Below are 12,238 nucleotides of genomic sequence, written 5' to 3' on the forward strand. Positions count from 1 at the left end.
AGGTATTTTGAGTGTGTGGTTACCTCATAAATAACCTATTTTTAAGGGGGTGGCAAGTTTTTTTGTGTTAAAACGCATAAAAACAATGAAAACACAGGTTTTTACTAAGAAACTTTTGACAATACGTTTTAGTATTAGGAGGTCATTTTATGAGTAAAGGCGTTAAAATTGTCACGATAGGGGGAGGATCAAGCTATACTCCGGAGTTAGTCGAAGGGTTTATTAAGCGGTATGATAGTTTGCCAGTTCGTGAGCTTTGGCTAGTCGATATCCCGGAAGGACAAGAGAAACTGGAAATCGTTGGTGGCTTAGCTAAGCGAATGATTAAAGAAGCTGGATTGCCAATCGATGTACATCTTACTTTAGACCGCCGGGAGGCATTGAAAAATGCAGACTTTGTAACAACCCAGTTACGTGTCGGTTTACTGGAAGCACGTGCGAAAGATGAACGTATTCCTTTAAAATATGGTGTAATTGGACAAGAAACTAATGGGCCAGGTGGACTATTCAAAGGTTTAAGGACGATTCCAGTTATTTTAGATATCGTTAAAGATATGGAAGAACTCTGTCCGAACGCATGGCTAATTAACTTCACCAACCCAGCAGGAATGGTGACGGAAGCAGTTCTTCGCCATAGTAATTGGAAGAAAATCATCGGTCTATGTAATGTCCCAGTCGGAATGAAAATGGGGATTGCCGATCAATTAGGTGTTGAGCCTGAACGAATTCAAATTGATTTTGCAGGATTGAACCACATGATTTACGGATTAAATGTCTACCTGGACGGGGAAGTTTATACCGATCAGTATATTGAAAAGATTGCTTCAGGTGATGTGTCAAGTGGGACGATGAGAAATATTGTCGACTTAAAATGGGAACCAGACTTCCTGAAAGCACTTCAAGCGATTCCTTGTCCGTATCACCGTTATTACTACAAGACCAGTAAGATGTTTGAAGAAGAAAGTAAAGCAGCGGCGGAAGAAGGGACGAGAGCAGAAGTTGTCCAAAAGTTGGAAAAAGAATTATTTGAGTTATATAAAGATGAAGATTTAACAATCAAACCACCTCAATTAGAAGAAAGAGGCGGTGCTTACTATAGTGATGCAGCATGTAGCTTAATTGATTCTATCTATAATGATCGCAGGGACATTCAGCCTGTTAATACGATTAATAACGGAGCAATTGCAAGCATTCCAGATAACTCAGCTGTTGAAATCAATTCTGTTATTACAAAAGATGGTCCAAAGCCAATCGCAATTGGTGATTTACCTGTAGCGACAAGAGGTCTTGTACAGCAAATTAAATCATTCGAAAGAGTGGCAGCTGAGGCCGCTGTAACCGGTAACTATCAAACAGCGCTTCTAGCAATGACGATCAACCCACTCGTTCCATCTGACACAGTAGCAAAAGAAATTCTTGATGAAATGCTGGAAGCACATAAAGAACATCTACCACAGTTTCAGAATAATTAATGATGAATGAGAAAACATAATAGTTAACGAGGTGTTGGGCAAAGAGTTGATTTTCTTTCATTGCCCGTCCCATACACTTACCACGTTATGATTAGAATTAATAAAATATTATTCAGGTGTGGGTAAAATGAAAATCAAAAAAATATTAAATAACAATGTGGCGCTAACTTATAATGAGAGGAATCAAGAAGTCGTCGTCATGGGTTTAGGATTAGCTTTTCAGAAAAAGGAAGGGTCTACCATTGATCCCGATAAAATTGAAAAGACATTTATTCTGGAAAATAAAGGAGTTTCCAATAAGATTGCGGAGCTGTTAAAGGAAATTCCGGAGATATATTTAGATTTAACTTATCAAATTATCGAATTGGCCAAGTCGCGGCTCCCCTATCAATTAGATGATTATTTATATGTTGCTTTGATTGATCACTTGAGTTTTGCAGTGGAGAGACATAAACAAGGTTTCGATTTAAAAAATGCTTTGCTATGGGAAATTCAGAAGTACTATAAACAAGAATACAAGTTAGCTTTAGAGGCCCTAGAAATTATTAACAAAAAACTAGATATAGAATTACCGGAAGATGAAGCTGCCTCCATCGCGTTGCATTTTGTTAATAGTCAACTTTCTGGAGATAATATGACAAAGACCGTGCAGATGACTGAAATGGTTAATGATATATTAAATATAGTAAAGTATTACTTTCAAATGGAATTAGATGAAGATTCGGTTAATTACGAGAGATTTTTAACACATCTGCGCTTTTTTGCCCTACGATTTATTCGAAAAGAAAAACTGGAAGATACGTATGATGAATTCTTATTTGAACAAGTGAAAGGAAAATATAATAAAGCCTTTCAATGTGCGGAAAGAATTGCGTCGTATATAAAAAAAGACTATAACTGGTCCATTTCACATGATGAAATTTTATATTTAACTTTGCATATTCATCGGTTAACCAATCGAATTTAGGTAGGATTATTTAAAAAACTTTAATGAATAAACTTAATAGCATTTATAAAAAATGTTAGGGAATGTAACCTTTATTGGGCATAACCCGAATGTTTTGTAAAAAGGGGATTTTGTACTTTACACAAGCGAAGAAAAGTGACTTTCCGAGCTGTAACAAAAGTGCAAACAAACATGTATGGAATCATATTTACCCTTGTTTGCAAAAACATTCGGGTTTTTATTTTAAAAAAATAGATTGAAATTGGAGGGTTTAAGATGAAGTATGAGCAGTTAGCGAAAGACATAATTGAGAATGTCGGCGGTAAAGAAAACGTTAACAGTGTAGTCCATTGTATTACCCGCTTACGCTTTAAACTAAAGGATGAAGGAAAAGCGAATACAGAAGTGTTGGAAAACATGGATGGCGTCGTTACGGTTAGACAAAGCGGCGGGCAGTATCAAGTTGTAATTGGGAACCATGTACCTGATGTTTATAAAGCGGTTGTCGCTGAAGGCGGTTTCGAATCGAATAGCCCGGTTGATGACCCGGATGATAATGGAGATAAGGGTAGCTTATTAGACCGCTTTATCGATATGATTTCTGGAATTTTCCAGCCAATCTTAGCTGTATTAGTAGCTTCAGGTATGATCAAAGGGTTTAACGCGTTATTTATTGCGATGGGATGGTTGAATGAAGCGGGTGGAACCTACCAGATTTTAAATGCGATTGGAGATGCATTGTTCTACTTCCTGCCAATATTCCTAGGATATACAGCAATGAAGAAATTTGGTGGAACTCCTTTCTTAGGGATGTTGATAGCAGGTGCACTAGTTTATCCAGCGCTTGATCCAGCTGCTCAAGCAGGTGAACCTTTATACACGTTATTTGCAGGCACTTTATTTGAATCACCGGTTTATATTGAATTCTTTGGTATTCCTATTATTTTAATGACGTATGCGATGTCGGTTATTCCAATTATTTTATCTGCATTTTTCGCTGCAAAGCTGGAAAATTATTTTGCGAAAGTGATTCCAGACGTCGTAAAAACGTTTGTCGTTCCGATGTTGACAGTACTGATCATTGTTCCATTAACTTTTATGGTCATTGGTCCAATTGCCACGTGGGCAAGTCAGTTGCTCGGGGCAGGAACCACTTGGTTATATGAACTGACTCCTGTAATTGCCGGGGCAGTGGTAGGGGCTTTCTGGTTAGTATTCGTTATGTTTGGACTGCACTGGGGACTTGTCCCGATTGGAATCAACAATATTGTCAGTCAAGGATGGGACCCAATCTTAGCATTAATGTTTGTCCATTCCTTTGCACTAGCTGGTGCTCTTACAGCAATCTGGATGAGAACGAAAAAACAAAAATTGAAAACATTAAGCCCTCCCGCTATCATATCAGCCATATTCGGGGTTACAGAGCCTGGTATGTATGGGATCGCTTTACCACTTAAAAAACCATTTATTTTCACACTGATCGCATCAGGTATTGGCGGTGCATTATTGGGGCTATTTGGTACGGTTGGTCATAACATGGGTGGACTTGGAATATTCCAAATACCTAGCTTTATCCATCCAGAAGAAGGTATGAATGCCGCATTCTTCGGTGCTCTTATCGCTGCTGCCATTGGAACGGTGTTATCTTTTGTACTGACATACTTCTTTGGTAGCGTAAATAAAGACCAGGAAGAATCAGATCAACCAGCTCCCCAAGCGAAAGATGAAACGAAACCAAGTGTCGCAAGTGAAGTAATTGAAAGTCCATTAAATGGTGAAGCTATTAAGTTAGCTGACATTTCCGATTCAGCTTTTGCATCAGGTGCATTAGGAAAAGGTATAGCAATCAAGCCCTCGGAAGGAAAGTTAATTTCACCTGTAGCTGGTACGGTTTCGGCTTTATTTGATACACAGCATGCGATTGGTATTGTAACAGAGCATGGCGCAGAATTATTAATCCATATTGGAATGGATACGGTTCAATTGGAAGGACAGTTCTTTAACGCACATGTTGCGCAGGGAGACAAAATAGAAAAAGGACAATTGCTTATTGAGTTTGATATAGAGGCAATTGAAAAAGCTGGCTATGATATTGTTACTCCCGTAGTTATTACAAACTTTGATCAATATACGTCCATTGAAACTGCAGAAGAAGGAACGATCCAGGTAGGAAAGCAAATTATATTTTTAGATAAATAAAGTAAAGCTTCTATGGTAATGCAAGAAAAGATGCACAATTAAATGCAGTAGACTTGTTATAAAAACATAGGAGAGACTAAAATGTTTTGTATCACTGTTTGAATAAAGTGTGTTATCCAAGCGTTGGGAAAAACAGCTTGGATGACGATATTAATGAAGGAGGTCATTAACATGACAAAAAATACGAGATTTCCAGAAGGATTTTTATGGGGAGGAGCAACGGCTGCGAACCAATTAGAAGGTGGCTTTGGTGAAGGGAATAAAGGATTGAATATTGCCGATGTTTTGCCAGGTGGTAAAGAAAGGCTTAAAATATTAAGTGAACCAGGATTTGACTGGGAGATTGACAAAGATAAATATTACTACCCGAACCATTTAGGTATTGATTTTTACCACCGGTATGAAGAAGATATCGCCTTATTCGCTGAAATGGGATTCAAAACATATCGCTTATCCATCGCATGGTCCAGAATTTTCCCTAATGGAGATGAGCTGGAGCCAAATGAAGAAGGACTAGCATTTTATGACCGTGTCTTTGATGAATTGGCAAAATATAATATTGAACCGTTAGTCACGTTATCGCACTATGAAATGCCATTAAACTTAGTGAAAAATTATGGTGGTTGGAGAAATCGCGAGGTTATCACATTTTTCGAAAGATATGTTGAAACGGTACTAAATCGTTATAAAGATAAAGTGAAATATTGGTTAACATTTAATGAAATAAATAGTGGATTCATGATGCCAATCATGGGATTAGGATTTTCGATTCAAAAAGAAGAAGATAGGTATCAACCAACATTTCAAGCGCTGCATCATCAATTTGTCGCAAGTGCACTTGCTGTTAAAGCGGCACATCGAATTATTCCAGAATCTCAAGTAGGCTGTATGATCATTTATGCCCCGGTTTATGCCTATGATTCCAATCCGGAAAACGTCATGTATGCACTTGAAGAAAGCCGTTTATTTAATAATTTCTGTACAGATGTTCAAGTCCGTGGGAAATATCCTGCTTTCATTAATCGCTATTTCAAAGAACATGATATCCATCTCGAAATGGAAGACGGCGATTTAGAACTAATTAAAGAAGGAACGGTTGACTTTATTTCTTTAAGTTACTATATGTCCCGTACAGAAAGAAAAGAAAAAACTGCAGATGAAGTTGGTAGGGGTAATATGATTGGCGGCGTTAAAAATCCATTCCTTGAAGCAAGTGACTGGGGATGGGAAATTGACCCAACAGGTTTACGTGTTACACTTAATGAGCTTTATGACCGTTATGAAGTACCATTATTTGTAGTGGAAAATGGTTTAGGCGCTTATGACAAAGTAGAAGAAGATGGCAGTATCCAGGATGACTATCGTATCGATTACTTAAGAGAACATATTGATGCGATTGGGGAAGCCATTGAAGATGGTGTGGAAGTAATGGGCTATACTTCTTGGGGATGTATCGACCTTGTCAGTGCATCAACGGGCGAAATGTCTAAGCGTTATGGCTTTATCTATGTAGACCTGGATAATGAAGGCAATGGTACATTAGAACGTAAAAAGAAAAAATCATTCTATTGGTATAAAGATGTTATTGCAACGAATGGGGAAAAGCTTTAATCTAGAAGAAAATCTCAATTATATGTAATTGTTGCCTCCAATTGTCAGGTACTCTGGGATAATTGGAGGTTATTTTTAACGTAGGATAAAGAGAAACTTCATTCAGTGGGGTGTCCTTCCCCCCCACTGAATGTTAGTTGAACAGAATCAGGTATTTACGGACTGTATATCCCCACTCTCACATATTGGTTTTCCCTCATGTTTAGAAGTGGGGGTATTACAGACCGTTAATACGTGATAAATGTAGTACAGGAGTTGAATGGTTTGAAGAAAATTATTTTTTTGGATATTGATGGGACACTCGTTAATGATAATGGAGTGGTCCCTGAATCAGCAAAGACTGCGGTGCAAAAAGCGAGGGAGAATGGTCATCTCGTTTTTATTTGCACAGGGCGATCAAGAGCGGAACTATATGATGATATCCTGGACATAGGATTCGATGGCATTATTGGCGCAGCAGGAGGATACATCGAAGTCGAGCAGGAAGTTATCCTGCATGAAACAGTGGATCCAGAAGATGTCCAACATCTGATTGATTACTTTAATCAGCATAGCATTGATTTTTATTTGGAGTCCAATGGGGGGTTATTTGCTAGTAAGCACTGCAAAAAGCATATACGTTCCATCATTGATAAAGTAATCGAAGCAAATCCTGAGGTAAAGGAAGAAGCGGAAAAGGGAATCCTTCCTTTCCATGATGCGCTGATTGAAGGAGAAAGTTTGCTAAGAGATGATATTAATAAGATTTCCTTTTTAGGATCAGACATACCGATCGAGAAAATAAGTGAAGAATTTGGAGCCAAGTTCAATGTTATCCCTAGCACGGTACCTATCTTCGGTGAAAACAGTGGGGAATTATCTGTTCCGGGAATTCATAAGGCGACAGCTATTGTCAAGCTGTTAGAGCATTTGAACATGGATAGAAAGAATACATTTGCTTATGGGGATGGGATGAATGATTTGGAAATGATTCAATATGTTCAGCATGGAATTGCTATGGGGAATGCTAAAGAAGCATTGAAGCTAGCAGCTGATGATATTACGGATACTCCTGATGGAAATGGGATATTTAATAGTTTTAGGAAGTATGAGTTGATATAAAAAGAAAATAATGCTTGATCGAACGGGTTTTGATACTATAAAGTCCTGCTAGAAGGCTAGAGGACTTTATAGCATAATCTGCAGTTCCGCATAAACGGCATGGAAAAATCATCCCTCTAAAGAGAATGGATGATTTTCGTGTTTTTATTACTTCAATCATCTTCGCAAATAATACAAAGCAAACTCCAAATCAGCCTTCAAATGATCTTCAATCAATCTCTCTGCTTTTTCTCCATCCCGATCTTTCATTGCTAACACAATCTCCTTATGTTCATCAATTAACCCGGGGCGTTTCTGATATAGAACGGTCTTACGGAACAAATAAATAATCGATTGCATTTGATTAAACGTCTCTATCATGAAATTATTTTTCGTGGCATTGACGATTTTTTCATGGAATAATTTGTTCGCCTCCATAACTTCTTCGCTATCGCCTGTGTAACCAATTTCCACTAAATCTTCCATGATCTTTATATCATCGTCCGTAAAAAATTGAGTAGCTTTTACAATCGCGTATTTTTCAATTAGAATTCGCAACTCGAAAATATCTTGATAATCTTGATCGGTTGGATTGGAAATTTGATTGTTACGAATTAGCTTTTCCTGTTCCAATCGCTTGATTGCCTCTCGCAACGGCGTACGACTTACTCCAAGTTGTTCCGCAAGTCTTGTTTCTACTATTTTTTCCCCATTTGTTAGTTTTCCGGTAAATATCATATCTCTAATCATTTCATAAGTTTTTTCATATATTGTTAACTTTTTGTTTGTCATTTCTATTTCCCTCTTCCTTCACTCTACTAGTAACGTATGTTTACTCTATTATACAATATAAACTGTTTAAGAAAAAACGCATTATGAATACATTTAAAATAAAAATGTATACAAATAAAATTAAATGGTGTACAATGTAAAAGGTAAACGTTTGCAAGGGGGTATTTATTATGAAAATTGGGTTTATCGGATTAGGTATTATGGGAAAACCGATGGCTAGTCATTTGATAAAAGAGGGATTTGAAACTTATCTATTGGATTTAAACAAGGATGCAGTCAATGAATTGACAGATTTAGGTGGGTATCCATGTGAATCAAATAAAGAAATTGCAGAAAAAGCAGATGTCATCATTACGATGCTTCCATCGGCAGCACATGTATCACATGTATTATTTGCAAAGGATGGAATTGCTAAAAATGGTAAGCCGAATACGATTATTATCGATATGAGTTCTGTCTCACCAGAAGAAGCAATTGAAATATCTACGAAGCTTAAAGCTTATGATATGTATAGTTTAGACGCACCGGTTAGTGGTGGTGAACCGATGGCCATTGAAGGAAAACTGGCAATCATGGCTGGAGGTGCGGAGGAACATTTTAATAAGGTTCGGCCGCTTTTTGAAGCAATGGGGGAAAACATTGTCTATGTAGGTGACAATGGTGCTGGAGCGACAGTGAAATTGGCAAATCAAATTATTGTTAACGTAAATATAGCTGCACTATCCGAAGCGGTTGTTTTGGCAAGTAAGTCAGGCGTCGATTTAAATAAAATGTTTGAAGCGATCCGTGGGGGACTAGCTGGCAGTGCCGTAATGGATGCAAAAATGCCAAAGATTATTGAAAGGGATTTCGTGCCAGGTGGAAGAATCGATATTAACTTTAAAGACTTGAATAATGTCTTATCATCTGCAAGCAAGGTCGGTGTTCCACTGCCAATTACAAGCCAAGTTAGAGAGATATTTCGTTCAGAAGTAGTGCACAACAATGCAGATAAAGATCACTCTTTTATTCTTGATTACTTTGAAAAATTAGCAAATCACGAAACACCACAAGGAGGTAAAAATTAAGATGAGGCTAGATATTCTTAATAATTATCCCGATTATGACTTAAAACAGTTAAATGAGTTATATGATCAAGCAATGAACGACTTCGATCACAAAATTGTTGTACTTGATGACGATCCAACAGGAATTCAAAAAGTTCATGGTATTCATGTGTATACAAATTGGGATGAAGCGTCGATATTAGATGGTTTCCAATCGGATGAGAAAATGTTTTTTATTTTAACGAATTCACGGGCATTTTCAAAAGAGAAGACGGAGCAGGTCCATAAAGATATTACGAATCGGGTTCAAAGAGTATCGAAGCAATTGGATAAGCCTTTTCTTATTATTAGTAGAAGTGATTCTACGCTTCGGGGACATTTCCCGCTTGAAACAGAAACGATTAATGCAACACTTGGAAACAGCGCTGATGGTGAAATTATCATTCCGTTCTTCAAAGAAGGTGGACGATATACGATTGAGAACATTCACTACGTGGAGAAAGACGGTGCATTAGTTCCGGCTGCTGAAACTGAATTTGCAAAGGATCGGACATTTGGCTTTACGAAAAGTCATCTTGGCGAATATGTGGAAGAAAAATCTCAAGGCCGATTTAAACAGAAAGATGTAACCTATATCGCACTTGACGATTTACGCGCAGTAGATATTGAAAAAATCACAGAACAATTAATGGGAATTGAAGGTTTTAATAAAGTTATTGTTAATGCTATTTCTGATGATGATTTAAAGGTATTTTCAATTGCACTTATAAAAGCAATTGAAAACGGTAAGCAATTTTTATATCGGACGGCAGCATCCTTTACAAAAATAATTGGGCATATTTCAGATAAAGATTTATTGTCCAGTGAGCAGATGATCCTTGGAAGCAAGAAATCAGGTGGATTAATTATCGTCGGTTCCCATGTAAATAAAACAACTCAGCAACTGAATGAATTATTAAAATTAGATGCTGTTAGGCCGATTGAATTTAATAGTGATCTTGTTTTAGATGAAGAGAAATTTGAAGCAGAAATTCAAGCTAGAATTCAAGAGTTGGACGAGGACATAAGAAATGGGCAAACTTGTGCGATTTATACGAAGAGAGAGCGTTTAGATCTTGGGGAAGGTATGGCAGAGAAGGAATTAGAGCTTTCTGTAAAGATTTCTGATGGTCTAACAAGGATTATCAAGTCCTTAACTTCAGTACCAAAGTATATTATTGCCAAGGGTGGCATCACCTCTTCTGAAATCGGCACAACAGCACTTGGGGTTAGAAAGGCTGTTGTGCTAGGGCAAGCTTTACCTGGGATTCCAGTGTGGAGAACGGATCGTGGCAGCAAGTATCCAAACATGCCGTATATCATTTTTCCTGGGAATGTCGGAGCAGTTAGAGACCTTTATACAATTGCAAAAAGTCTTGAGTAGATAGAAATACAGGGGGGAATATTCATGATTACTGGGAATTTATTAATCGTAGTTTTTGTCGCAGCATTGCTGTTATTGTTTTTCTTAATATTAAAATTAAAATTGGAACCATTCGTTTCATTAATAGGGGTTGCACTTTTAACCGCACTAGTAGTGGGATTCCCTATTACAGAAATATCGGATATAGTGGCTAATGGATTCGGAAGCACATTAACCAGTGTAGGTATTTTGATTGGACTAGGGATTATTTTTGGTCAATTTCTGTCCGCATCTGGTGCCGTCGAAAAAATAGCACAGGCCATTTTAAACGTTTTCGGTATAAAAAAATCACCGCTTGGAATCGGTTTGACCGGGACAGCTGTGTCGATACCTGTGTTCTTTGATGCAGCATTTGTTATTCTTAGTGGTTTAATAAAAAGTTTATCAAAGAAAACAAAAATTGTTTCCGTTTCATTTGTTACTGCCTTATCTGTTGGATTAATCGTATCCCATAGTATGGTTATTCCTACGCCGGGACCTATGATTGTTGCGGAAAATACGGGATCGGATGTAGGATTGTTCATTGTTTATGGAATTATCATTGCAATTGTTGCAACGATTGTAGGCGGTTACTACTATGGTATGTTTATCGGAAAGAGAATGGAAGCCAAGGGTGAAGTTTCATTGGCGGACGAAGTAGTAGAAGTCGAGCAACAAACGTACAAGAAAGAAATTTCAACCGGCCTTTCCTTCTTTATGTTAGGGCTTCCAATTATCTTGATTGTTGGAAACACCGTAACACAAATGATTGCACCTGGTTCGTTCTTTGGAACAATGTTCTCCTTTGTTGGTGATAAGAATGTAGCATTATTCATTAGTGTAATTGTTGCTATTATCGTGCTCAAACCTTATATTTCTAAAGGTTATGATCAGATGTTTAATGAGGCAGTTGATTCAGCCGGAGCTATTCTATTAATCACTGGTGCGGGAGGGGCATTCGGTGCTGTCATCAATGAGAGTGGAATCGGTGATCACTTGATTGGTGTTATGCAAGGCTGGAGTATTCATATCTTCTTACTTGCATTTATATTTACTCAAATATTGCGTGCTTCCCTAGGTTCGGCAACCGTTGCCTTAGTTACAACCTCAAGTATTTTAGGCCCACAAGTGGCTGCGTTAGGCGTATCACCTGTTTTACTTGGTCTAGCAATTTGTGCCGGGGCAATCGGATTATCTCTACCTAATGATTCTGGATTCTGGGTAGTTAATAAATTTGGGAAACTAACAATACCACAAACATTGAAAGCTTGGTCACTAGGAGGCTTTGTTGCCGGACTGACAGCGTTAGGTATGGTTTATGTTCTTTATCTATTAGCTCCGATTTTACCAGGATTATAGTCTCTACGTTATAACTCGAGCATGAATATTAAAGATGCAAAAGAAAATAATTATGCTGTTGGACATTTTTATATGAAAATGAAGCGATAAGTGAAGTAGTGAGTGGGACCGGGGTATAGATCTAGTGAGTAACTTTATTATGTTAAAGTAAATCACATAGGAAGGATGTTAAAGATAAAGCATCCTTCCTATTTTTTATACTCTCTACTGTAAATGAGTATAAGGTCTTTTCGATTTGATTGCAGGCAGGTATTGGTTATAAACCCTCAATGCTAGTAATAAAATGAATGCA

The 12,238-nt window shown here is 37.6% G+C and carries 9 protein-coding genes; 8 read left to right on the forward strand and 1 reads right to left on the reverse strand.

The genetic code is table 11. From position 1 onward, the window contains the following. Positions 1-149 precede the first annotated feature (149 nt). The 5 genes from GN217_RS08950 (at position 150) to GN217_RS08970 (ending at position 7,329) form a co-directional block, all read left to right on the forward strand. Positions 150-1,472 (forward strand): 6-phospho-beta-glucosidase, encoded by a 1,323-nt coding sequence (locus GN217_RS08950; RefSeq protein WP_156856346.1) that lies wholly within the window; start codon positions 150-152, stop codon positions 1,470-1,472. Between the two features lie 127 nt (positions 1,473-1,599). Continuing rightward, positions 1,600-2,439, forward strand: coding sequence for a BglG family transcription antiterminator LicT (gene licT, locus GN217_RS08955; protein ID WP_156856347.1), 840 nt, complete (start codon positions 1,600-1,602; stop codon positions 2,437-2,439). A gap of 255 nt (positions 2,440-2,694) precedes the next feature. After that, complete coding sequence (locus GN217_RS08960; protein ID WP_156856348.1) at positions 2,695-4,617, forward strand: beta-glucoside-specific PTS transporter subunit IIABC; 1,923 nt, start codon at positions 2,695-2,697, stop codon at positions 4,615-4,617. Between the two features lie 171 nt (positions 4,618-4,788). Further along, the gene (locus GN217_RS08965) at positions 4,789-6,228 is read left to right on the forward strand and encodes a glycoside hydrolase family 1 protein (RefSeq protein ID WP_156856349.1); all 1,440 of its coding nucleotides are present in this window, start codon (positions 4,789-4,791) and stop codon (positions 6,226-6,228) included. A gap of 264 nt (positions 6,229-6,492) precedes the next feature. After that, a complete protein-coding gene (locus tag GN217_RS08970; protein ID WP_198042618.1) occupies positions 6,493-7,329 on the forward strand; it encodes a Cof-type HAD-IIB family hydrolase in 837 nt (278 codons plus the stop codon). Between the two features lie 156 nt (positions 7,330-7,485). Here the strand turns inward: GN217_RS08970 and GN217_RS08975 are convergent, their stop codons facing one another. Further along, positions 7,486-8,100: a GntR family transcriptional regulator gene (locus GN217_RS08975; protein WP_156856350.1), complete on the reverse strand. Its 615-nt coding sequence runs from the start codon at positions 8,098-8,100 to the stop codon at positions 7,486-7,488. A gap of 170 nt (positions 8,101-8,270) precedes the next feature. Between GN217_RS08975 and GN217_RS08980 the strand changes: the two genes are divergently transcribed. The 3 genes from GN217_RS08980 to GN217_RS08990 are packed head-to-tail and all read left to right on the forward strand — an operon-like array spanning position 8,271 to position 11,946. Further along, entirely contained in the window at positions 8,271-9,167 is an 897-nt protein-coding gene (locus GN217_RS08980; RefSeq protein ID WP_156856351.1) for a 2-hydroxy-3-oxopropionate reductase, read from the forward strand. After that, the gene (locus GN217_RS08985; protein ID WP_156856352.1) at positions 9,163-10,569 is read left to right on the forward strand and encodes a four-carbon acid sugar kinase family protein; all 1,407 of its coding nucleotides are present in this window, start codon (positions 9,163-9,165) and stop codon (positions 10,567-10,569) included. The genes GN217_RS08980 and GN217_RS08985 overlap by 5 nt, the downstream gene beginning before the upstream one ends. 24 nt (positions 10,570-10,593) lie before the next feature. Continuing rightward, a complete protein-coding gene (locus tag GN217_RS08990) occupies positions 10,594-11,946 on the forward strand; it encodes a GntP family permease (RefSeq protein ID WP_156856353.1) in 1,353 nt (450 codons plus the stop codon). Positions 11,947-12,238: the final 292 nt, after the last annotated feature.

Origin of the sequence: Oceanobacillus sp. AG (genome assembly GCF_009746545.1) — a bacterium.
Taxonomy (GTDB): domain Bacteria; phylum Bacillota; class Bacilli; order Bacillales; family Amphibacillaceae; genus Oceanobacillus; species Oceanobacillus indicireducens.

Excerpts from the sequence above, each read along its gene's own strand:
- GN217_RS08950 (WP_156856346.1), top strand. The coding sequence starts at position 150 with ATGAGTAAAGGCGTTAAAATTGTCACGATAGGGGGAGGATCAAGCTAT.
- licT (WP_156856347.1), top strand. The coding sequence starts at position 1,600 with ATGAAAATCAAAAAAATATTAAATAACAATGTGGCGCTAACTTATAAT.
- GN217_RS08960 (WP_156856348.1), top strand. The coding sequence starts at position 2,695 with ATGAAGTATGAGCAGTTAGCGAAAGACATAATTGAGAATGTCGGCGGT.
- GN217_RS08965 (WP_156856349.1), top strand. The coding sequence starts at position 4,789 with ATGACAAAAAATACGAGATTTCCAGAAGGATTTTTATGGGGAGGAGCA.
- GN217_RS08975 (WP_156856350.1), bottom strand. The coding sequence starts at position 8,100 with ATGACAAACAAAAAGTTAACAATATATGAAAAAACTTATGAAATGATT.
- GN217_RS08980 (WP_156856351.1), top strand. The coding sequence starts at position 8,271 with ATGAAAATTGGGTTTATCGGATTAGGTATTATGGGAAAACCGATGGCT.
- GN217_RS08990 (WP_156856353.1), top strand. The coding sequence starts at position 10,594 with ATGATTACTGGGAATTTATTAATCGTAGTTTTTGTCGCAGCATTGCTG.